We start from the raw sequence: 19,939 nt of genomic DNA on the forward strand, positions 1-19,939 counted from the left end.
TTCACAAGTTCTGACCGGGCCGGTTGCAGATAAGTTCAAAAAAAGTTTTAGACCTGTTCGTTATGAAAAAGCCACCGCTTAGGCGGTGGCTTTTTCATCTTCCGGTGATGCTGAAAACGGGTGGAAAGGCCTCTAGTGTGCCTCGTCCCAGTTGTTCCCAACGCCCACCTCGACCACCAGCGGCACGTCCAGTGCTGCGGCCTGCCCCATGCGCTCTTTAAGGCCCTGAGAGACGGCGTCGATCTGATCCTCGCGTACTTCCAGCACCAGTTCATCGTGTACCTGCATGATCACGCGGGCATCCAGTGCGCTTTCCTGCAGCCACTGCGCGACCTTGATCATGGCGCGCTTGATGATGTCAGCGGCCGTGCCTTGCATTGGGGCGTTGATTGCGGTGCGCTCGGCGGCCTTGCGCATGGCCTGGTTCTTGGCGTGAATTTCCGGCAGATACAAGCGGCGGCCAAACAGGGTCTCGACGTAGCCTTGTTCGCTGGCCTGCTCGCGGGTGCGTTCCATGTAGGCCAGCACGCCCGGGTAGCGAGCGAAGTAGCGATCAATGTAGGCTTGGGCCTGTTTGCGGTCGACGCCGATCTGCTTGGCCAGACCGAAGGCGCTCATGCCGTAGATCAGGCCGAAGTTGATGGCCTTGGCGCTGCGGCGCTGATCGGTGCTGACCTCCTCGAGCGCGACGCCGAATACTTCAGCGGCGGTGGCGCGGTGCACGTCGAGGTCATGGCGGAAGGCATCTAGTAGTCCCGCGTCCTGCGCGAGGTGGGCCATGATCCGCAGTTCGATCTGCGAGTAGTCCGCCGCCAGTAGTTTGTAGCCCTTGGGCGCAATGAAGGCTTGGCGAATGCGCCGACCTTCGGCGGTGCGGATCGGGATGTTCTGCAGGTTCGGGTCGGAGGACGACAGGCGCCCGGTCGCTGCTACAGCCTGATGGTAAGAGGTGTGAATGCGTCCGGTCCGCGGGTTGATCTGCTCGGGCAGCCGATCGGTATAGGTGCTCTTCAGTTTGCTGACGCTGCGGTACTGCATAATGACTTGCGGCAGCTCAAAGCCCTGCTCTGCAAGTTCAGCGAGCACCGCCTCGGCGGTCGACGGCTGGCCCTTTGCTGTTTTCGACAGCACTGGCAGGCCCTGCTTTTCATACAGGATGGTGCCCAGCTGCTTGGGCGAGCCGAGGTTGAACTCTTCACCCGCCAGCTCGAACGCCTGACGTTCCAGCGACACCATCTTTTCGCCCAGCTCGATGCTTTGCTCGCCGAGCAGCTTGGCGTCGACCAGCGCGCCGTTACGCTCGATCCCCGCCAGAACCGGCATCAGCGGCATTTCAATCTCTTGCAGCACTTTGGCCAGCGATGGCTGTGGTTGCAGTTTCGCCCACAGGGTCTGATGCAGGCGCAGGGTCACGTCGGCATCCTCGGCGGCGTAGGGGCCAGCCTGTTCCAGTGCGATCTGATCGAAGGTCAGCTGCTTGCTGCCCTTGCCGGCAATGTCTTCGAACTTGATGGTGCTCTGGCCCAGATACTTGAGCGACAGGCTATCCATGTCGTGGCGGGTGGCGGTGGCGTCCAACACGTAGGATTCGAGCATGGTGTCGAATGCCACGCCCTGCACCTCAATGCCGTAATGAGCCAGCACGTTGATGTCGTACTTGGCGTGCTGCGCGACCTTGGCTTTGTTCGGGTCTTCCAGATAGGGCTTGAGTGCTGCCAGCACGGCGTCGCGATCGAGCTGATGGGGTACGCCCATGTAGCTGTGCGCGACCGGGATATAGGCAGCCTCGCAGGCCTCGACCGCCAGCGATACGCCGACCAGTTCCGCGCGCTGGGCGTCGATGCTGGTGGTTTCGGTGTCAAAGGCGAACAGCTCGGCGTTCTTCAGCTTGTCGAGCCAGCGGTCGAAATCGGCCTGTTCGGTGATGATCTCGTAGCGCTTTTCGGTTTCTTCCGCGGCTTCGCTGGTGTTCTCGGCGGCGGGATCCGCTTTGGCTTCACGCAGCAGGTCGTCCAGCCAAGTCTTGAATTCCATCTCCCGGTACAGCTCGATCAGAGCATCACGGTCGGCTTCGGCCGGCATCAGGGCGTCGACCTTGACCTCCAGTTCGACGTCCAGCTTGATGGTCGCCAGCTGGTAGGAGAGATAGGCCATCTCTTTGTGCTCTTCAAGCTTTTCGGGCAGCTTCTTGGCGCCACGAATCGGCAGCTCGGGCACCTTGTCGAGGCTGCTGTAGATGACGTCGAGCCCTCCGCCGACGCCAGTCAGCAGGCCGAGGGCGGTCTTCTCGCCAACACCCGGGACGCCCGGAATATTGTCGACCTTGTCGCCCATCAGCGCGAGGTAATCGATGATCAGCTCGGGGCCGATGCCGAACTTGTCGTGCACGCCCTGAATGTCCATCACCGTGTTGGTCATGGTGTTGACCAGTGTGATGTGCTCATCCACCAGCTGGGCCATATCCTTGTCGCCGGTGGAGATCACTACTGCACGCCCGGCGTCTGCGCTCTGGCGGGCCAGGGTGCCGATCACGTCGTCTGCTTCGACGCCGTCAACGCACAACAGCGGCAGGCCGAGTGCGCGCACGGCGGCGTGCAGCGGCTCAATCTGGGCGCGCAGTTCGTCGGGCATCGGCGGGCGATGCGACTTGTACTGCTCGAACATGTGGTCGCGAAAGGTTGGGCCTTTGGCATCGAAGACCACGGCGAAGGGGCTTTTCGGGTACTGCTTGCGCAGACTCTTGAGCATGTTCAGAACGCCCTTTACCGCACCGGTGGGCAGGCCTTTGCTGGTGGTCAGCGGCGGCAAGGCGTGGAAGGCGCGATAAAGGTAGGACGAGCCGTCCACAAGGACGAGCGGAGTGGTATCTGTCATGCGTCAGGTCAACAATTTGAAAGTCATTGGGGCTAGAATGAAGGCATCATTCACGCAAAGGACAAGACTAACATGATTCGCAAACTTGGCTTTGGATTGGCCGCTTTCCTGCTGTTGGGCAGTGTTTCGGTCATGGCGCAGGACGCGGTCCCCACCGAGCCCGAGGTAACCATCCGTCAGGAAGGTGATCGCACGGTTGAGGAGTATCGGGTCAATGGCTTCCTCTATGCCATCAAGGTGACACCCAAGAGCGGTGCTCCTTACTATCTGGTGGCGGTCGACGAGGATGGCAACTATGTGCGGTCCGACCAGCCCAACGGCATGCGCATTCCGTCGTGGAAAATTTTCGAGTGGTGAGTTGAGGCATGTCCGTATTCACGCCGGTCAGCCGCGAGCAGCTGGACGCCTTTCTTGCCGGGTTTGAGGTCGGTCGGCTGATTGACTTTCAGGGCATCGACGGCGGCAGCGAGAACAGCAATTTCTTCGTCAGCTGCACTGGTGGGGAGTTTGTGCTCACCCTGATCGAGCGTGGCGACCCCGAAGCCTTGCCGTTCTTCGTTGAGCTGCTCGACTGTCTGCATCAGGCTGGCCTGGCCGTGCCTTATGCGGTCACCGATCGGCAGGGTCAGGCGCTGCATCAGCTCAATGGTAAGCAGGGCCTGCTGCAGCCGCGGCTGGCTGGGCGGCATGTCGAGCAGCCGGATGCGGCGCATTGTGAAGCGGTTGGTCGCTGGTTGGCGCAGCTGCATGCGGCTACCAGCGCTACACCGTTAGCCCGTCGCAGCGAGCGTGGCCTGCAGTGGATGCAGGCTCAGGCGACTGCTCAACTGTCGCACCAGCCGGGCTCGACCGGTGCGCTGTTGCAGGGTCTGATTGGGCTGCTTGAGCGCTGGCAGCAACAGCCGCCGGAGTTACCCTCTGCGGTGCTGCATGCGGATCTGTTCCGTGACAACGTGATGTTCGATGGGCACCACCTGAGCGGGGTGATCGACTTCTATAACGCCGCCTCTGGCTGGGCACTCTATGACGTCGCCATCGCGGTTAATGACTGGTGCCTGGATGAGGCCAGAGCGCTGGAACCCCGGCGCGTCCGCGCGCTGTTGGCGGGTTATGCGGGGCTGCGGCGTTTTACCCCGGCCGAGCAGGAGTGCTGGCCTGACATGCTGCGGCTTGCTGCGTTGCGATTCTGGTTGTCCCGGCAGATTGCGGCAGAGCAGCACGCCGGTCAGGCCGGTGTGCTGGTCAAGGATCCCGAGCATTTTCTGCAGTTGTTAAAACAGCATCAGCAGGTTTCTGTAGGTCTGCCTTTGGCCCTCTAGCGTTGCTTCGTTAGCTGCTTCGCGTTGTGCAGCGCACCATTGATCCGTGTAGCGCGAACCAGTCGGGTAGAGTACGGTCATAGCGCAGGAGGCGACATAATCCTGTGTTCGCTCCGCGGAGCCCTGCTGCATGCTGATTGCCCACCTGCCATCCGGCTATATTCTTTCCAGTTACCTTGTGGAGCGCGCGCGTCGTCTGCCTGTGCGGCCCTCCTGGCTGCTGGTCGCCGGCATGTTCGGCGCTATAGCGCCTGACTTGGATATGTTTTATTTCCACTTCGTCGATATGGGCATGAAACATCATCACCGCTACCCGAGCCACTGGCCGCTACTGTGGCTTGGGCTGATTGCGGGCTCGCTGTTACTGGCAAGGTTTCGTCGTGAGGCTGCGGCTGGTTGGTTGGCTCTGACCTTCAGCCTGGGCGGTATGCTGCATGTGTCGCTGGATACGTTGGCTGGGGATATCTGGTGGCTGGCGCCGTTCGTCGATCAGCGCTTTGCCCTGGTCACGGTTACCGCCCGCTACAAGCCCTGGTGGCTGAATTTCGTTGTGCACTGGGTATTTCTGGTCGAACTGTCGATCTGCGCCTGGGCGGTTTGGCGCTGGCGCATCAGGCGCGGCTGGATGCCTGGCGCGCACTCGAAGTCTACAGAGAGTGCCTGTTAGAGCGATTCCAGGCAGACAGCCCAGCTGCCGGTCAGCGAGTTCAAGAGTTCGATATAGCCGTCTGCACTGACAGTAATGTCAGCACCAAGCGGGTCAAGCTGTGCGGTTTCGACCGGCAGGCCCTCGGTCAGGCTGTTGATCAGTCGTGGGGTGAATTGAGGTTCGCTGAATACACAGGCACGGCCGGCGCTGCGCAGTTGATCACGCAGGGCGTTGACGTGGCGGGCGCCGGGCTGAATCTCATGGGCCAGGCTGAATACACCACGGTGCTCGATGCCCAGATATTCTTCCAGATAACCGTAACCGTCGTGAAAGACGAAGTAGGGTTTGTCTTTCAGCGTTGCGAAGCGCGCGCTCAGCTTTTCCTGCTCGGCATTGATGCGCGTTTCGAAGCGCTGCAGGTTGGCGTCCAACTGCAGCGCTTGCTCCGGGTAAAGCGGCGCCAGGTCTGCCTTCATCCACTGGGCGATGGTTAGCGCGTTGGCCGGTGACAGCCAAATGTGTGGGTCCAGGTTGCCGGCGTCGTGATGGTGATCGTCGTGACCGTGTTCGGCATGCTCTTCATCGAATTCGCGCAATACCAAGCCCGGGACCTTCATCAGCTCGCGTGCCTGCGGGTTATCGTGCAGCAGGCTATCGAGGAAACGCTCAAGATCGGGGCCGACCCAGTAGATGCGCTCGGCGTTGGCCAGGGTGCGACGGTCTGAGGGGCGCAGAGCGAAGGCGTGGGGAGAGGCACCTGGTGGGAGCAATACCGCGGGTTCGTCGATACCCTCGAGCAGTGCGGCACTGATCTGCTGAATCGGCTTGATGCTGGTCAGCACGCGGCTGTCTGCCAAACAAGAAGAAGACAGCAGCAGGCCGATGGCCAAGGCCAGCAGGGAACGGATCGACATGGGAATACCTCGGAAAGCAGAATTGTTATATGATAACAGGTCATTGACCTCTGAAAAGTCCCGGCTGTCATTCGATCCGCGGGACGCAGCCAGCGAGGCGGCAGCATGAGCGACTCCACGACCCTTCCTGATCCACAACAGCCACATAATCATGCGCACTGCGTCAGCCATGCGCTGAGCGCGGCCGAGCAGGTCTGCGCTCGAGACGGGGTGCGCTTCACCACCTTGCGCAAGCGTGTGCTTGAGCTGGTTTGGCAAAGCCATAAACCCCTTGGTGCCTACGACATTCTGGAAACGTTGTCGCGCGACGATGGTCGCCGCGCTGCGCCGCCGACGGTGTATCGGGCGCTGGACTTCCTGCAGGAGCAGGGGTTGGTCCATCGGATTGCTTCACTGAATGCGTTCATTGGCTGCCCTAGCCCGGAACACCGGCATCAGGGGCACTTTCTGATCTGCCTCAACTGCCACATCGCTATCGAGCTGGAACAGTCCGGTATCAGCGATGCAATTGCTGCAGCCGCTGCGGCGCAGGGGTTTGCGGTCAACAGTGAAACCGTGGAAATCGGCGGGCTATGCGCCCAGTGTCAGGCGGCGGCATGAGCGAGGAGCTGCTATCTCTCAAGCAGGTCAGCCTGCGGCTCAATGCCACCGATGTGCTGGAAGGGGTCAATCTCAGCGTCAAACGTGGTGAGATCGTTACCCTGATCGGCCCCAACGGGGCGGGCAAGACCAGCCTGGTACGTATCGTTCTTGGCCTGCTCAAGGCCAGTGGCGGCAAGGTCTGGCGCCGCTCTCGTCTGCGTATTGGCTACATGCCGCAGAAGCTGCAGATTGATCCGTCATTGCCGCTGACGGTGTTGCGCTTCTTGTTGCTGGTGCCCGGTACCAAACGCCCGGCCGTCGAGGCGGCTCTCCAGGAAGTCGGCGCCGAGCATCTGCTGGCGCGGCCGCTGCAGCAGGTATCTGGCGGCGAGTTGCAGCGTATTCTGCTGGCCCGGGCGCTGTTGCGTCAGCCCGACCTGCTGGTGCTGGATGAGCCGGTGCAGGGCGTTGACGTCAACGGTCAGATTGAGCTGTACCAGCTGATTACCCGACTGCGCGACCGTTATGGTTGCGGCGTGCTGATGGTTTCCCATGATCTGCATCTGGTGATGGCGACAACCAATACCGTCGTCTGCCTCAATCGCCACGTCTGCTGCTCCGGGCACCCCGAGCAGGTCAGTCTGGACCCGGCTTTTGTCGCCATGTTCGGCGATCAAGCCAGCGCGCTGGCGGTTTATAACCACCATCACGATCACGCCCACGATCTGCACGGCGAAGTCGTGCCCCACGAACACAGCCACGGACCTGACTGCAAGCATGCCTGATTTTCTTGTTTACGCACTGCTGGCCGGTTTGGCACTGGCGCTCGTTGCTGGCCCGCTTGGTTCCTTTGTGGTCTGGCGGCGGATGGCCTATTTCGGTGACACGCTCTCGCACTCGGCACTGCTCGGTGTGGCGCTTGGCATGTTGCTCGACATCAATCTGACTCTCGCGGTGACGGTTGGCTGCGTGCTGATCGCGGTACTGCTGGTAGCGTTGCAGCATAAAGAATGGCTGGCCAGCGATACCCTGTTGGGGATTCTGGCGCACAGCACGCTGTCGCTTGGGCTGGTGGTGTTGGCGCTGACGGAAAACGTGCGGGTCGATCTGATGGCCTATCTGTTCGGTGACCTGCTCGCCATCAGTTTGAATGAACTGGGCTGGATGATCGGTGGGCTGATCGTGGTGCTGGTGCTGATGAGCGTACTCTGGCGCAGCCTGCTGTCGATCACCGTGCATGAGGAACTGGCGCGGGTTGAAGGCTTGCCAGTGACGGCGATCCGGCTGGCGCTGATGCTGCTGATTGCCATCGTCATTGCGGTGGCGATGAAGGTGGTGGGTGTGCTGCTGATTACCTCGTTGCTGATCATTCCGCCAGCGGCGGCGCAGCGCCACGCGCGAACCCCTGAGCAGATGGCGCTGGGCGCCAGTGTGCTGGGAATGCTGGCTGTGCTTGGCGGGTTGGCGCTGTCATGGCACCTCGACACGCCCGCAGGCCCCTCGATTGTGGTCTGCGCGGCGGCGATGTTCATGCTGGCGCTGGCAATTCCGCGCCGCAGCTGAGCAGCGCCTATTCGGCGCTGATGATCCGTGGCAGCCACTGGGCCAGTTTGTCGGTATCCAGTGGTGGACGAATGAAGCCGACATAGCGACCGCTGGGGTCGACAATGATGACCTGGCCGCTGTGATCCACCAGATAGTTTTCGCTGCTGGTGTCCGGCTCGATGTAGGCGACCGACAGGGCTTTGGCTAGCGCGGCCAGTTGCTCGGAGTCGCCGGTAGCACCGGCAAAGCCGGCGTTGAAGAAGTCCAGATAGGTTGCCAGTTGCTCCGGGGTATCGCGATTCGGGTCTACGCTGATCAGCGTTACCTGTAGTTGGTTGCGCGTATCCTCGGGCAGCTTTTGCGTCAGTTGCCGCAGTTCGGCCAACGTGGTCGGGCAAATGTCCGGGCAGAAGGTGTAGCCAAAGAACAGCAGATCCCACTGACCGTTCAGGTCATCGCGCCCCCAAGGCTGGGCCGCTGCCGACTCCAGGCTTATGTCGGGTATCGGTCTGGGCGTGTCGAACAGGTAGATCCCTGCCTGTTGCAAGGCGGTGCGATCCAGCGGCGCTGGCCGCATGACCTTGTTGACGACCGCCCCCACCACCAGCGCGATGCTCGCTACACAGACCAGTACGGTTTTCTGTACCCCGGTTAAAGCCATCCAGCCACCTCGATATAGTGGTCCAGCAACAGGGCCACGAACAGCCACAGCAGGTACCACAGTGAATACTTGAAGGTCTTGATGGCCGCATGCGGACGGCTGTTACGAAGCAGGGCGATGGCCCAGTCAATAAAGCGCAGGCCCAAAACCAATGCAGCCACCAGATAGAGCGGGCCGCTCATGTGAATCACGAACGGCAGCAGGCTCACGGCGAGCAGGATAAAGGTATACAGCAGAATGTGCAGCTTGGTGTAGTGCTCGCCGTGGGTGACCGGCAGCATGGGGATGTCGACCTTGGCGTATTCCGCCTTGCGGTGAATCGCCAGCGCCCAGAAGTGTGGCGGTGTCCAGGCGAAGATGATCAACACCAGCAGCAGCCCCTCGGCCTGAATCTGCCCGGTGACGGCGGTCCAGCCGAGCAGCGGCGGCGCTGCACCGGCGACACCGCCAATAACGATGTTCTGCGGCGTCGCGCGTTTGAGAAAGGCCGTGTAGACAAGGGCATAGCCAAGCAGGGAGGCCAGGGTCAGCACTGCAGTCAGGGTGTTTACCCACGACAGCAGCACGGCCAAGCCTGCACTGCCAAGCAGGATGGCGAAGAGCACCGCATTGAGTGGCTCTACCCGTCCTTGCGCCAGCGGACGGCGCTGGGTGCGTGCCATGTGGATATCGATTCGGCGGTCGACCACGTGATTCACCGCCGCCGCAGACCCCGCGCACAGGGCGATGCCGAGATTGCCCAGCAGCAGCGTACTCCAGGGCACTGCCTGGTCACTGGCCAGCAGCATGCCGATGGCTGAGGTGATGATCATCAGTGCGACGACCTTGGGCTTGGTCAGTTCCAGATAGTCGCGCCAGCCAGCTCTGACCGGCACCGCATGAGTAATGCTCGCCATGGTCTGTTCCCCCTGTCGGTGCGTTTGGCGCACCTGTGTTGTTGTATCCGGAGTATGGATGCCTCAGGCGTGGCTCGCCAGTGAGCGACGCGGCCGTGCTACCAGTCGAACCCGTTCCGGCGCCGGTGCGCGCAGGCGATAGTTGACGGTCAGCGTGCACAGCAGCAGCAGTGCGGCCATGCCGTTATGCGCAACGGCGACCGCCAGCGGCAGAGCCGCCAGTACGTTGGTAATGCCAAGACTGACCTGTGCTACCAAGGCCAGAGACAGCAATACCGAAAGTCCGCGCAGCTGTGCCCGCCAGAGCTGCCAGCCCAGCAGCAGCACAAAAAAGGTGGTCACGAGCGCACCGAGGCGGTGAGTGAAATGAATGGCGGTACGGCCCGGCCCTTCCAGCATGCCGCCGAGGTAATTCGGGCCGATCTCCTGATGCAGTAGATTGAATCCGGTGTGAAAGTCCATCTCCGGCCACCATTCACCATGGCAGGTGGGCAGGTCGATACAGGCGACCGCGGCATAGTTGGTGCTGGTCCAGCCGCCGAGCATGATCTGTACGATCACCACGGCCAGGGTCACCTTCGCCAACGAACGCAGGCGCATTATCGGTCGGCTGGGGTTTAGCGCCGGCAGCCGACCAGACAGACGCAATACCAGTAGCAGCAGCAGGCTGAGGGTAGCGAAGCCGCCCAGCAAGTGCGCGGTTACTACTTGCGGCCAGAGTTTCAGGGTGACGGTCCACATCCCGAACAGTGCCTGACATACCACCAGTGCCAGCAGGCCAAGGCTCAGGCCGGTCGGATAGTCCGGGTTGCGACGCTGGCTGATTCCGATTGCGGTAAGGGCGAGGATGACCAGCCCGAGGGTGCCGGCAGCGTAGCGGTGAATCATTTCAGCCCAGGCCTTGAAGGCTTCGACCGGGTCGTCCGGGAAGCGCAGCTGCGCCGTTTCCAGCGCGTGATCGCTTTGCGGCACGGTCAGAAAGCCGTAGCAGCCGGGCCAGTCCGGGCAGCCGAGCCCGGCATGCACCAGCCGGGTGTAGGCACCGAGAATCACGACGATAAAGCAGAGTATCAGCCCTGCCAGAGCGAGTTTGTAGCCGGGTTTACGCATGGCTCAGCCCACCTTGGAGAGTTTCAGCAGACGTTTCAGGTCATCCAGCAGGTTTTTGCCGGGCTGACTGGCACTGTGGTGCAGCACGACGCGGCCGAGTGGGTCGACCAGCCAGAGCTGCGGGCCAATCAGCCAGCTGTCGGGCTGGGTCTGCAGGCTGTGCAGGTAGGCGTTGCTGTCGAATTGGCCGCGCTGCAGGCGCGGAAATTCGCTTTCCAGTCGTGTCAGTTCATCGTCGCGCAGGGCGACCGGTGAAGCCAGGACATGCTCGACGCGGTCTGCCTCGCGGCCGACGGCTACATTGATCTGCCGGGCCTCGTGGATCAGCGCCATGCACTCACGTTCGCAGGCGCCGGTGTGGGTCACCAGTAGCCGCCAGGGGGCGCCATAGCCGATTGGTTCGAGCGCCAGTTGCCAGTCGCTGAGCTGGATGGCCGGTTCGACCATGGCGGATTTGTTTGAATGCGCCTGCGGCACGCCGATGCCGAAGTGCGCCATCAGCGCGGCGAGCAGAATGGGTACTACCACGACGCCGATGACGGCGAGCAGCTTGAGCTGGCCGCGCGGGCGTTGCTGGGTCTGGTCAGGCTCGGTGAGGCTCATCATTATTATTCCCCCGATGGTCGGGCCGAAAACCGGCCCAGATAAAAAGTGCGGTCAGGGCGGCGGCGAGGCTGAACCACTGAATTGCATACCCGGTATGGCGGCTTGCGCTCATCGGCAGCGCTGGCCAGTCGAGCTGCAGTACGGCGGCGGAGCCCTCGCCGGTCAGCCGGACGCTCCAGTCTTGTAATGCAATGCCGGATTCCGCTCTTAGCGCCTTGAGGTCGAGTTGGGCTATTACACATGGCGTGCTTTGGGCGCCACATTGGCGGTTGCCTGGGCGCCAGCCAGCGCTATTGGCAGGTACCTTTTCGGCAAGCAGTTGCAGCTCGCCGGCGGGTGTATTGAACGCAGGCGCCAGACGCCGGTCGGGCCATGGCAGCCAGCCGCGATTGACCAACAACCATTCGCCGCTGGTGTCGTGAAAGGCCTGCAGTACCTCAACACCGGCTTGCCCGTCACGGGTGCGGTTATCCAGCAGCCAGGTGTGCTGGCGGTCAAGGTGTCCTCTCAAAATCAGCGGCTGCCAGTCTGTTGGGGGCTGCTGGGTTACCGCTGCGAGAGGCAACGCGGGGGTCTGATGCAGGGCGTCGATTGATGCCTGCATGGTCTGCTTTTCTGTCGCGCGCTGCAGTTGCCAGCTGCCAAGTCCGAGCAGAACCGGCAGCAAACACAAGGTGAATACCCACAGCGGCCAGCCAGGCGCAAAGCGGCGGCTGCGCGGGCTGGAGTCAGCGAGCAGCATGGTGCGCCCTCGCTATACTTGAGCCCAACATAACAACAAGAAGGGGACGCCCATGTGGCTCAAGATGGCCATTTTGATTCTGCTGGCGCTGATCGTGATCAGTCTGTTTAGCGGCCTGTTTTTTCTGATGAAAGACACGGATGGTCGCGGGCGGCTGGTAACCGCCCTGAGCGTGCGCATCAGCCTGACGATCCTGCTGGTGGGCCTGATCGCCTGGGGCTTCTGGTCGGGCAACCTGGTCTGGAATACGCCCTGGTTGCATTAACAGCACGCGGACCCGCATCGCTTAGACGATGTAGACAAAGATGAACAGGCCGACCCAGACAACATCAACGAAGTGCCAGTACCAGCTGGCCGCTTCGAAGCCGAAGTGCTGTTGCGGTGTGAAGTGACCCTTGGTGATGCGGATCAGCATGATCGCCAGAATCAGTGTGCCCATGGTCACGTGGGCACCATGGAAGCCGGTAAGCATGAAGAAGGTGGCACCGTAGATGCCGGAGTTCAGGGTCAGCCCCAGATCCTGGTATGCGTGCTGGTACTCCAACGCCTGCAAAATCAGAAACACGGTGCCCAATGCTACCGTCAGACCGAGCCAGGCCTTGGTGGCGCCGCGCTTGTCGGCTCGCAGTGCATGGTGGGCAAAGGTGACGGTGACGCTGGAAGAAATCAGCAGGATGGTATTTATCAGCGGCAGTTGCCAAGCGCTGATCACCTCTTTCGGGCCGGGGAAGGTTGCTGGGTCAGGGTTGACCATCAGCGGCCACTGGTAGACGAACTCGGGCCAGAGCATGTTGGTCACGCCCTTGTCACCCTCGCCACCGAGCCATGGTCCGGCGAAGGTGCGTACATAGAACAACGCGCCGAAGAACGCGGCGAAGAACATCACCTCTGAGAAAATAAACCAGCCCATGCCCATGCGAAAGGAGCGGTCCATCTGAGGGCTGTAGAGCCCCTCGCGGCTTTCCTTTACCACGTTGCTGAACCAGCCGAACATCATCCAGGCGATGGTCAGCGCGCCGGCGAAGAATATCCACTTGCCGAGGCTGCCGCCAGCACCCGCGTTGTCGCCATTCATCATGCTGCCGGCGCCAAATACGGTCAGCAGCAGACCGACGGAGGCAATGATCGGCCACTTGCTCTGGGCCGGAACGTAATAGGTTTCGTGATTGGCCATCTGTTGTTCTCCTTGTCCGGCAATCTTGCTCAGTGAGCCTGGGCTGACGCTTCCGTCAGCTTGTCAGGCATCCGCTCAGAAACATCAAACAGGGTGTAGGCCAGAGTCAGGTGCTTCACGTCGACTGGCAGTGCCGGGTCGATAATGAAGCGCACTGGCATCTCTACGCTTTCCCCTGGTTGCAATACCTGCTGGGTAAAACAGAAGCATTCGGTCTTGTGGAAAAAAGCCGCGGCCTTGGCTGGCGAGACGCTGGGAATGGCTTGCGCCACCATCGGCCGATCGGTCGGATTGTGGGCGTGGAAAACCATTTCGCGGGTTTCGCCCGGATGCAGGCTGAGTTGCTCTGCATCCGGATTGAAGCCCCACGACATGCCCTGCGCCCGCGTGGCGACGAACTGCACCCGCAGGGTGCGGCTCTCGTCGATGTGCTCTACCTGTTGCTGGTAGGCGGTGTTGCTGGTTTTGCCGTTGATCCCCAGGGCATCGCACATCACGTCATACAGCGGCACCATCAGAAAACCGAAGGCAAACATGCCGACGACCGTCAGTACCAGTCTTACCACGACAGGCTTGTTGGACTGCTGCTCGCTCATGGCCAGCGCCTCCGCTTACTTCACCTCGGGTGGAGTGGTGAAGGTGTGGTACGGCGCCGGTGATGGCACGGTCCACTCCAGCCCCTCAGCCCCTTCCCAAGGACTGGCTGCTGCCTTCTTGCCACCCTTTATGCACTTGATGACGATGAACAAGAACAGCAGCTGGGTAACCCCGAACATGAAGGCGCCTACCGACGAGATCATGTTGAAGTTGGCGAACATCACGTTGTAATCGGGAATCCGGCGCGGCATCCCGGCCAAGCCGACAAAGTGCATCGGGAAGAACGCCAGGTTCATGCCGATGAAGCTCATCCAGAAATGGGTCTTGCCCAGTGTCTCGTCGTACATGTGGCCGGTCCATTTCGGCAGCCAGTAGTAGGCCGAGGCGAAGATGCCGAAGATCGCGCCCGGCACCAGTACGTAGTGGAAGTGCGCCACCACGAAGTAGGTGTCGTGGTATTGGAAGTCAGCCGGAGCAATCGCCAGCATCAGGCCGGAGAAACCGCCGATGGTGAACAGAATGACAAAGGCCACCGCAAACAGCATCGGTGTTTCGAAGGTCAGCGCGCCGCGGAACATAGTGGTCACCCAGTTGAACACCTTCACGCCGGTCGGTACCGCAATCAGCATGGTCGCGTACATGAAGAACAGCTCGCCGGTGATGGGAATGCCGACGGTGAACATGTGGTGCGCCCAGACGATGAACGACAGGAAGGCAATCGAGGCGGTGGCGTACACCATCGAGGTGTAGCCGAACAGCGGCTTGCGGCTGAAGGTCGGGATGATCTGGCTGACCGCACCGAACGCCGGCAGGATCATGATGTACACCTCGGGGTGACCGAAGAACCAGAAGATGTGCTGGAACATCACCGGGTCACCGCCACCCGCTGCGTTGAAGAAGCTGGTGCCGAAATGGATGTCCATCAGCATCATGGTCACCACGCCGGCCAGCACCGGCATCACCGCGATCAGCAGGAAAGCGGTAATCAGCCAAGTCCAGACGAACAGTGGCATCTTCATCAGGGTCATGCCGGGGGCGCGCAGGTTGAGGATGGTGGCGATGATGTTGATCGCGCCCATGATCGAGCTGATACCGGCCAGATGAATGGCAAAAATGAAGAAGGTGACGCTTGGTGGCGCGTAGGTTGTCGACAACGGTGCATAGAATGTCCAGCCAAAGTTCGGGCCGCCCCCTTCCATGAACAGTGTCGCCACCAGCAGCCCGAAGGCCATTGGCAACAGCCAGAAGCTGAAGTTGTTCATCCGCGGCAGCGCCATATCCGGCGCGCCGATCATTAGTGGAATCATCCAGTTGGCCAGACCGACAAAGGCCGGCATGACTGCACCAAAGACCATGATCAGGCCATGGGTAGTGGTCATCTGGTTGAAGAACTCGGGCTGCACCAGCTGCAGGCCCGGCTGGAACAGTTCGGCACGAATGACCATGGCCATCGACCCGCCGAGCAGGAACATGGCAAAGCTGAACCACAGGTACATGGTGCCGATGTCTTTGTGGTTGGTCGTCAGCACCCAGCGCATCAGGCCCTTGGCAGGACCGTGAGCATGGTCGTGGTGATGGGTATCGATCACAGCACTCATGGCAGGTCTCCTATTGGCCTTCTTTGGCTTTCAGCACATCGACGGGGGAGAGCATTTCGCCGGTGTCGTTGCCCCAGGCGTTGCGCTCGTAGGTGATTACGGCAGCGATGTCGACTTCAGACAGCTGCTTGCCGAAGGCCGCCATGGCGGTGCCGGGTTTGCCGTTGAGCACGATGTCCAGGTGCGCGGCCATGTCTTGAGTGACGATCGGACTGCCCTTGAGTGCCGGGAACATCGGCGGCAGGCCCTCGCCATTGGGCTGGTGACAGGAGGCGCAGGCGGTGGCGTAGGCCTTCTCGCCGCGCTCGATCAGCTCTTCGAGCGTCCAGTTCTTCTCGCGCAGTTCGGCTTCTTTGGCTGCTGCTGCCTTCTGCTCGGCCAGCCAGGTGTCGTATTCGTCCTGCGGCAGAACTTGCACTACGACCGGCATGAAACCGTGGTCCTTGCCGCAGAGTTCGGTGCACTGGCCGCGGTAGATGCCCGGTTCTTCTACCCGGGTCCAGGCTTCGTTGATAAAGCCTGGAATGGCGTCCTTCTTGACCGCAAAGTCCGGCACCCACCAGGAGTGGATGACGTCGGAAGCCGTTACCAGGAAGCGCACCTTCTTGCCGACCGGGATCACCAGCGGGTTGTCTACCTCGAGCAGGTAGTCGGGGCTCTTGGCACTGACGTTGGTGATTTCATCCCGTGGCGTGGTAAGGGTGCTGAAGAAGCTGACGCCCTCGCCGACGTATTGATACTGCCAACGCCATTGATAGCCGGTGACCAGGATATCTACGTCGGCTTCGTCGGCGTCGTAGATTTCGATCAGGGTTTTGGTGGCCGGAACAGCCATGACGATGAGGATTACCAGCGGGATGACCGTCCAGAGGATCTCGACGCCGACGTGTTCGTGGAAGGTCGCCGGTTTGCTGTCCTCGGATTTGCGATGCATCAGCATCGACCAGAACATGACACCGAACACGACGATGCCGATGACCACGCAGATCCAGAAAATGGTCATGTGCAGATCGAACACGGATTGACTGACTTCAGTGACGCCTCGGCGCATGTTGACGCCCCATTCGGCCTGGGCCGACAGGCCAAGCGCACACAGGGACAGGCCAACCGGCCAGGTGATTGCAGCTCGCAACATTCCCGGTTCCCCTTTATTGTTTTTATCGCTTCCGGTGCACGGAATGAGGGGTATCAAGCAGGTACATCACTGCGCAGATACCCGAAACCGCAGGATGCGCAGCGCGAAGAACGCGGTGTATCACCCCCCGGTCGGAACTCCCCCACAGGCTACCGACAATCCGAGTATAGACAGGGGTTCTGCCTTCGCAATGTTGGGACGATATTTGTCAGCAGGGCTACAAGGCCGATTTGGCGAGGGATGGGCAAGAGGCTGGGAGAGAGGGTGACGTTTTTATGTCAATTCAGTCTAATGCCTCCCGATGAGTCACTTTGACGGAGTGGGACACCTCTGCTAGGTTTTCCCGCAATGTGAATGATATCAATGTGCTGCTGGGCTCCCGCAGCAGTTAGCCGTCGTTGTGGAGTTTCCAAATGAATATCACAGGCCTTAAAAGCCGTATCGCCGAAGCTATGGCGCAACCGGACTCGATTGAGGGCATGCGGCGCTGGTTGGCCTCCCGAGTTCCTGCGCTGCACCCATCAATTCGCTTGGAAAGCAATGAAGTGGATACGCTGCAAAGCTTTGTTCAGGCCTATATTGAGCAGGTGCCCAATGTTCTCGAGGCCGCTGCCGCGGTGGCAAAAGAGGCCCAGCTGCGTGAAAGATTGTTGCCGGTGCTGAAGGTTGCCGAAGCCTTTTTCCTGCAGCCGCCGGGTTTGCCCGCGGAACACAAGGGGCTGATTACCCTGCTGGACGAAGCCTACCTGGCCCACCGACTGGTTGAAGAGGTCAATGACCTGTATGTCGCCCACGGCGTGGCGCCGCTGATTCCGATGGATATCACCCGTGCCAATCTGATCGTGCACCAGTTGATGGGTGACACCTTTGCCAATCAACTGGATGCTGCGGTCGAGGCGGCAGTTGCCGGCCTGTTGCCGGATGATCTGTTTGAGTCGGAGGCGTTCAAGGCCTATCAGGCCCAGCAGGATCCGGCAGGCGTGCGCCAGTTGTGGGCTCAGTGGCCGTGCATGTCGCAGCAGTTGGGGGTTGATATCGAGCTGCGTGGCGCCGCGTGATGTCGCGCTCCGGCTCAGCGTAACTGAGCCGGACGCAGGACGGAGTCAGTCCTTTTTCTTCAGCCTTGGGTTCGGGAAGAACTGTACCGTTTGCGAGGTCGGTTTGGCGGGTGCCTTGCGTCCCTCATTAACCCGTGTGGTCAGCTCTTTGGGTACCGAGTTGCCGCGCGCATCCAGCGTATCGGCGTAGCCGCAGCTTACGCACTCGCGGTGCGGTACGCCGTCTTCCTCATACATCTTGATCGTGTCCATGGCGCTGCACGCCGGGCAGACCGCGCCAGCGATAAAGCGTTTTGTCGGGCCCTGACTCATGCGGCTTCTCCGGTCAGACCCGAGTGGCGCAGCAGCGGGTCAATCGACGGCTCACGGCCGCGGAACGCGACGAATAGCGCCATCGGAGCCTCGCTGCCGCCACGAGCGAGAATGTTGTCACGGAAAGCACGGCCGGTCTCGGCATTCAGGACACCCTCTTCCTCGAACCGCGAGAAGGCGTCAGCCGAGAGTACTTCGGCCCACTTGTAGCTGTAGTACCCCGCCGCGTAGCCGCCGGCGAAGATATGACTGAAGCCGTTCTGGAAGCGGTTGAAGGCCGGCACCTTGACCACCGCAATTTCCTCACGCACCTGATCCAGCACCTGTTGCGCGCTCAGCTCCGGCTGCTTGCGTACGTGCAGTTCAAAGTCGAACAGCGAGAACTCAATCTGGCGCAGCATGCCAAGGCCCGACTGGAAGTTCTTGGCCGCCAGCATCTTGTCCAGCAGGTCCTGTGGCAGTGGCTCGCCCGATTCATAGTGGCTGGAAATCAACCCAAGACCCTCCGGTTCCCAGCACCAGTTCTCCATGAACTGGCTCGGCAGCTCGACCGCGTCCCAAGCCACGCCGTTGATGCCGCTGGCCGAGGCGTAGTTCACCCGGGTCAGCAGGTGATGCAGACCGTGACCGAACTCGTGGAACAGGGTGGTGACTTCGTCGTGAGTCAGCAACGCCGGCTTGCCGCCAACGGCTGGGGTGAAGTTGCAGACCAGATAGGCAATCGGGCGCTGCAATGCGCCGTCGGGCAGCAGACGGCGGTCACGGCAGCCGTCCATCCAGGCGCCGCCGCGCTTGTTGGCGCGCGCGTACAGGTCGAGGAAGAAGCGGCCAATGACTTCGCCGTGTTCGATTACTTCAAACAGGCGCGCGTTCTTGTGCCAGCGCTCGAACTCGGCGACCTCACGCAGCTCGATACCGTAGAGTTTCTGGACGATGGAGAACATGCCGTTGATCACGGTATCGATCGGGAAGTACGGGCGCAGCATTTCCTGGGAAATGGCGTAGCGCTGCTGGCGCAACTGCTCACTGTAGAAACCGACGTCCCATGGCTGCAGATCGTCGCAGCCCTGTTCGGCGGCGAAGGCCTTCAGGGCTGCCAGGTCCTGTTCTGCGAACGGTTTGCTGCGCGCACCCAGATCACGCAGGAAGCCCAGCACCTGGTCGGTGCTTTCGGCCATCTTGGTTGCCAGCGACAGCTCGGCATAGTTGGCGAAGCCGAGCAGCTCGGCCAGTTCCTGACGCAGACCGAGGATCTCGTCGATTACCGGGCCGTTATCGAATTGACCGGCGTTCGGGCCCTGATCGGAGGCGCGGGTACAGAACGCGGTGTAGACCTCTTGGCGCAGTGCACGGTCGGTGGCGTAGGTCATGACCGGGAAGTAGCTGGGGAACTCCAGCGTGATAAACCAGCCATCCAGCTCGCGTGCTTCGGCGGCCTGCTTGGCCTGGGCCAGTGCGGACTCGGGCAGCCCGTCGAGCTGGGCTGCGTCGGTGATGTGCTTGGTCCAGGCTTGGGTCGCGTCCAGTACCTGGTTGGAGAAGGTGCTCTGCAGCTCGGACAGGCGCATCTGCAGTTCGCCGTAGCGCTTCTGCTGCTCCGGCGGCAGCGCAATGCCCGACAGCCGGAAGTCTCGCATGGCGTGCTCAAGAATCGTTTGCTGGGCCTTGTCCAGGGTAGCGAACTCGTCACTGTCAGCCAGTTGCTGGTAGGCATCAAACAGCGCCTGGTTCTGGCCCATCTCGGTGTAGTACTGACTCAGCAGCGGCAGGCAGCTCTCGTAGGCTTCGCGCAGCTCGGGGCTGTTCATTACCGCATTGAGGTGGCTGACCGGCGACCAGGCGCGGCCCAGGCGTTCGCCCATGTCGTCCTGTGGCTCGATCAGGTTGGCCCAGGTCCACTGCGCGGGCGGATTGGCCAACAGGGCGTCGAGCTGCGCCCGGTTGTCGGCCAGAATCTGCTCGATGGCCGGCTTGACGTGCTCGGCACGGATCTCGGCGAAGGGGGGCAGATCGTAGGGTTGCAGCAACGGATTGGGCATGACGGGTATCCTGATTCAGGCGATGACTTACAATGCGTCCATGGTAATCGACCCGGACGCGCTTGGCATCGTAACGGCGTTAGATGTTTTCAATGACGGCGATAGCCGCAAAATTCAAGGGTGAAGCG

22 protein-coding genes are annotated in these 19,939 nt (G+C 61.0%); 9 read left to right on the plus strand and 13 right to left on the minus strand.

The window, feature by feature from the left end; genetic code table 11:
* Positions 1-132: 132 nt before the first annotated feature.
* Complete coding sequence (gene polA / locus AAFM31_RS11415) at positions 133-2,874, minus strand: DNA polymerase I (RefSeq protein WP_341708063.1); 2,742 nt, start codon at positions 2,872-2,874, stop codon at positions 133-135.
* Between the two features lie 72 nt (positions 2,875-2,946).
* Here polA and AAFM31_RS11420 point away from each other — a divergent pair, with 72 nt between their 5' ends.
* From AAFM31_RS11420 to AAFM31_RS11430, 3 genes are all read left to right on the plus strand, one after another.
* On the plus strand, positions 2,947-3,231 hold the full coding sequence (locus tag AAFM31_RS11420) for a DUF2782 domain-containing protein (RefSeq protein ID WP_341708064.1): 285 nt from the start codon (positions 2,947-2,949) through the stop codon (positions 3,229-3,231).
* A gap of 8 nt (positions 3,232-3,239) precedes the next feature.
* Positions 3,240-4,193: a homoserine kinase gene (locus tag AAFM31_RS11425; protein ID WP_341708065.1), complete on the plus strand. Its 954-nt coding sequence runs from the start codon at positions 3,240-3,242 to the stop codon at positions 4,191-4,193.
* Positions 4,194-4,323: 130 nt separating this feature from the next.
* A complete protein-coding gene (locus AAFM31_RS11430) occupies positions 4,324-4,860 on the plus strand; it encodes a metal-dependent hydrolase (RefSeq protein ID WP_341708066.1) in 537 nt (178 codons plus the stop codon).
* On the opposite strand, the gene AAFM31_RS11435 is transcribed toward AAFM31_RS11430, so the two are convergent.
* Positions 4,857-5,756, minus strand: a complete 900-nt coding sequence (locus AAFM31_RS11435) for a metal ABC transporter solute-binding protein, Zn/Mn family (protein ID WP_341708067.1) — start codon at positions 5,754-5,756, stop codon at positions 4,857-4,859. The two genes, AAFM31_RS11430 and AAFM31_RS11435, sit on opposite strands and share 4 nt — an antisense overlap.
* 105 nt (positions 5,757-5,861) lie before the next feature.
* Here AAFM31_RS11435 and AAFM31_RS11440 point away from each other — a divergent pair, with 105 nt between their 5' ends.
* Genes AAFM31_RS11440 through znuB form a run of 3 tightly spaced genes read left to right on the plus strand, consistent with a single transcriptional unit; the run spans position 5,862 to position 7,901 of the window.
* Positions 5,862-6,356 (plus strand): Fur family transcriptional regulator, encoded by a 495-nt coding sequence (locus AAFM31_RS11440; RefSeq protein WP_341708068.1) that lies wholly within the window; start codon positions 5,862-5,864, stop codon positions 6,354-6,356.
* The gene (znuC, locus tag AAFM31_RS11445; protein ID WP_341708069.1) at positions 6,353-7,123 is read left to right on the plus strand and encodes a zinc ABC transporter ATP-binding protein ZnuC; all 771 of its coding nucleotides are present in this window, start codon (positions 6,353-6,355) and stop codon (positions 7,121-7,123) included. The genes AAFM31_RS11440 and znuC overlap by 4 nt, the downstream gene beginning before the upstream one ends.
* Positions 7,116-7,901 carry a zinc ABC transporter permease subunit ZnuB gene (gene znuB / locus AAFM31_RS11450; protein ID WP_341708070.1) on the plus strand — a complete coding sequence of 262 codons (786 nt, stop codon included), beginning with the start codon at positions 7,116-7,118 and terminating at the stop codon, positions 7,899-7,901. Before znuC ends, znuB begins: the two co-directional genes overlap by 8 nt.
* A gap of 7 nt (positions 7,902-7,908) precedes the next feature.
* Here znuB and AAFM31_RS11455 read toward each other — a convergent pair whose 3' ends face one another.
* The 5 genes from AAFM31_RS11455 to AAFM31_RS11475 all read right to left on the minus strand — a co-directional run bounded on the left by AAFM31_RS11455 (position 7,909) and on the right by AAFM31_RS11475 (position 11,898).
* Positions 7,909-8,544 (minus strand): SCO family protein, encoded by a 636-nt coding sequence (locus AAFM31_RS11455; RefSeq protein WP_341708071.1) that lies wholly within the window; start codon positions 8,542-8,544, stop codon positions 7,909-7,911.
* Positions 8,535-9,440, minus strand: coding sequence for a heme o synthase (gene cyoE / locus AAFM31_RS11460; RefSeq protein WP_341708072.1), 906 nt, complete (start codon positions 9,438-9,440; stop codon positions 8,535-8,537). The genes AAFM31_RS11455 and cyoE overlap by 10 nt, the downstream gene beginning before the upstream one ends.
* A 63-nt stretch (positions 9,441-9,503) precedes the next feature.
* Positions 9,504-10,550 carry a COX15/CtaA family protein gene (locus AAFM31_RS11465; RefSeq protein ID WP_341708073.1) on the minus strand — a complete coding sequence of 349 codons (1,047 nt, stop codon included), beginning with the start codon at positions 10,548-10,550 and terminating at the stop codon, positions 9,504-9,506.
* A gap of 3 nt (positions 10,551-10,553) precedes the next feature.
* On the minus strand, positions 10,554-11,156 hold the full coding sequence (locus AAFM31_RS11470) for a hypothetical protein (RefSeq protein ID WP_341708074.1): 603 nt from the start codon (positions 11,154-11,156) through the stop codon (positions 10,554-10,556).
* Positions 11,134-11,898, minus strand: coding sequence for an SURF1 family protein (locus AAFM31_RS11475; RefSeq protein WP_341708075.1), 765 nt, complete (start codon positions 11,896-11,898; stop codon positions 11,134-11,136). The genes AAFM31_RS11470 and AAFM31_RS11475 overlap by 23 nt, the downstream gene beginning before the upstream one ends.
* Before the next feature lie 52 nt (positions 11,899-11,950).
* Between AAFM31_RS11475 and AAFM31_RS11480 the strand changes: the two genes are divergently transcribed.
* Positions 11,951-12,163: a twin transmembrane helix small protein gene (locus AAFM31_RS11480; RefSeq protein WP_341708076.1), complete on the plus strand. Its 213-nt coding sequence runs from the start codon at positions 11,951-11,953 to the stop codon at positions 12,161-12,163.
* A 21-nt stretch (positions 12,164-12,184) separates the two neighbouring features.
* On the opposite strand, the gene AAFM31_RS11485 is transcribed toward AAFM31_RS11480, so the two are convergent.
* From AAFM31_RS11485 to coxB, 4 genes are read right to left on the minus strand one after another with little or no spacing between them, the layout of a single operon-like run.
* On the minus strand, positions 12,185-13,072 hold the full coding sequence (locus tag AAFM31_RS11485; protein ID WP_341708077.1) for a cytochrome c oxidase subunit 3: 888 nt from the start codon (positions 13,070-13,072) through the stop codon (positions 12,185-12,187).
* A gap of 29 nt (positions 13,073-13,101) precedes the next feature.
* Positions 13,102-13,668: a cytochrome c oxidase assembly protein gene (locus AAFM31_RS11490; RefSeq protein ID WP_341708078.1), complete on the minus strand. Its 567-nt coding sequence runs from the start codon at positions 13,666-13,668 to the stop codon at positions 13,102-13,104.
* 15 nt (positions 13,669-13,683) lie between these two features.
* Positions 13,684-15,267 (minus strand): cytochrome c oxidase subunit I, encoded by a 1,584-nt coding sequence (gene ctaD, locus AAFM31_RS11495; protein WP_341708079.1) that lies wholly within the window; start codon positions 15,265-15,267, stop codon positions 13,684-13,686.
* Between the two features lie 10 nt (positions 15,268-15,277).
* Positions 15,278-16,402, minus strand: coding sequence for a cytochrome c oxidase subunit II (gene coxB / locus AAFM31_RS11500; protein ID WP_341708080.1), 1,125 nt, complete (start codon positions 16,400-16,402; stop codon positions 15,278-15,280).
* 413 nt (positions 16,403-16,815) lie between these two features.
* Between coxB and AAFM31_RS11505 the strand changes: the two genes are divergently transcribed.
* Entirely contained in the window at positions 16,816-17,460 is a 645-nt protein-coding gene (locus AAFM31_RS11505) for a hypothetical protein (protein WP_341708081.1), read from the plus strand.
* Between the two features lie 45 nt (positions 17,461-17,505).
* Here AAFM31_RS11505 and AAFM31_RS11510 read toward each other — a convergent pair whose 3' ends face one another.
* A complete protein-coding gene (locus tag AAFM31_RS11510; RefSeq protein ID WP_341708082.1) occupies positions 17,506-17,772 on the minus strand; it encodes a YheV family putative zinc ribbon protein in 267 nt (88 codons plus the stop codon).
* Positions 17,769-19,811, minus strand: a complete 2,043-nt coding sequence (gene prlC, locus AAFM31_RS11515) for an oligopeptidase A (RefSeq protein ID WP_341708083.1) — start codon at positions 19,809-19,811, stop codon at positions 17,769-17,771. Before prlC ends, AAFM31_RS11510 begins: the two co-directional genes overlap by 4 nt.
* On the opposite strand from prlC, the gene AAFM31_RS11520 reads away from it, so the two are divergent.
* Entirely contained in the window at positions 19,810-19,935 is a 126-nt protein-coding gene (locus AAFM31_RS11520; RefSeq protein WP_341708084.1) for a hypothetical protein, read from the plus strand. The two genes, prlC and AAFM31_RS11520, sit on opposite strands and share 2 nt — an antisense overlap.
* Positions 19,936-19,939: the final 4 nt, after the last annotated feature.

The organism is Halopseudomonas sp., from assembly GCF_038130085.1.
Classification (GTDB): domain Bacteria; phylum Pseudomonadota; class Gammaproteobacteria; order Pseudomonadales; family Pseudomonadaceae; genus Halopseudomonas.

Excerpts from the sequence above, each read along its gene's own strand:
- AAFM31_RS11470 (WP_341708074.1), bottom strand. The coding sequence starts at position 11,156 with ATGATGAGCCTCACCGAGCCTGACCAGACCCAGCAACGCCCGCGCGGC.
- AAFM31_RS11420 (WP_341708064.1), top strand. The coding sequence starts at position 2,947 with ATGATTCGCAAACTTGGCTTTGGATTGGCCGCTTTCCTGCTGTTGGGC.
- prlC (WP_341708083.1), bottom strand. The coding sequence starts at position 19,811 with ATGCCCAATCCGTTGCTGCAACCCTACGATCTGCCCCCCTTCGCCGAG.
- AAFM31_RS11520 (WP_341708084.1), top strand. The coding sequence starts at position 19,810 with ATGACGGGTATCCTGATTCAGGCGATGACTTACAATGCGTCCATGGTA.
- coxB (WP_341708080.1), bottom strand. The coding sequence starts at position 16,402 with ATGTTGCGAGCTGCAATCACCTGGCCGGTTGGCCTGTCCCTGTGTGCG.
- AAFM31_RS11440 (WP_341708068.1), top strand. The coding sequence starts at position 5,862 with ATGAGCGACTCCACGACCCTTCCTGATCCACAACAGCCACATAATCAT.
- AAFM31_RS11480 (WP_341708076.1), top strand. The coding sequence starts at position 11,951 with ATGTGGCTCAAGATGGCCATTTTGATTCTGCTGGCGCTGATCGTGATC.
- ctaD (WP_341708079.1), bottom strand. The coding sequence starts at position 15,267 with ATGAGTGCTGTGATCGATACCCATCACCACGACCATGCTCACGGTCCT.
- AAFM31_RS11465 (WP_341708073.1), bottom strand. The coding sequence starts at position 10,550 with ATGCGTAAACCCGGCTACAAACTCGCTCTGGCAGGGCTGATACTCTGC.
- znuB (WP_341708070.1), top strand. The coding sequence starts at position 7,116 with ATGCCTGATTTTCTTGTTTACGCACTGCTGGCCGGTTTGGCACTGGCG.
- AAFM31_RS11425 (WP_341708065.1), top strand. The coding sequence starts at position 3,240 with ATGTCCGTATTCACGCCGGTCAGCCGCGAGCAGCTGGACGCCTTTCTT.
- AAFM31_RS11455 (WP_341708071.1), bottom strand. The coding sequence starts at position 8,544 with ATGGCTTTAACCGGGGTACAGAAAACCGTACTGGTCTGTGTAGCGAGC.
- polA (WP_341708063.1), bottom strand. The coding sequence starts at position 2,874 with ATGACAGATACCACTCCGCTCGTCCTTGTGGACGGCTCGTCCTACCTT.
- AAFM31_RS11475 (WP_341708075.1), bottom strand. The coding sequence starts at position 11,898 with ATGCTGCTCGCTGACTCCAGCCCGCGCAGCCGCCGCTTTGCGCCTGGC.
- znuC (WP_341708069.1), top strand. The coding sequence starts at position 6,353 with ATGAGCGAGGAGCTGCTATCTCTCAAGCAGGTCAGCCTGCGGCTCAAT.
- AAFM31_RS11505 (WP_341708081.1), top strand. The coding sequence starts at position 16,816 with ATGAATATCACAGGCCTTAAAAGCCGTATCGCCGAAGCTATGGCGCAA.
- AAFM31_RS11485 (WP_341708077.1), bottom strand. The coding sequence starts at position 13,072 with ATGGCCAATCACGAAACCTATTACGTTCCGGCCCAGAGCAAGTGGCCG.
- AAFM31_RS11510 (WP_341708082.1), bottom strand. The coding sequence starts at position 17,772 with ATGAGTCAGGGCCCGACAAAACGCTTTATCGCTGGCGCGGTCTGCCCG.
- AAFM31_RS11490 (WP_341708078.1), bottom strand. The coding sequence starts at position 13,668 with ATGAGCGAGCAGCAGTCCAACAAGCCTGTCGTGGTAAGACTGGTACTG.
- AAFM31_RS11435 (WP_341708067.1), bottom strand. The coding sequence starts at position 5,756 with ATGTCGATCCGTTCCCTGCTGGCCTTGGCCATCGGCCTGCTGCTGTCT.
- AAFM31_RS11430 (WP_341708066.1), top strand. The coding sequence starts at position 4,324 with ATGCTGATTGCCCACCTGCCATCCGGCTATATTCTTTCCAGTTACCTT.
- cyoE (WP_341708072.1), bottom strand. The coding sequence starts at position 9,440 with ATGGCGAGCATTACTCATGCGGTGCCGGTCAGAGCTGGCTGGCGCGAC.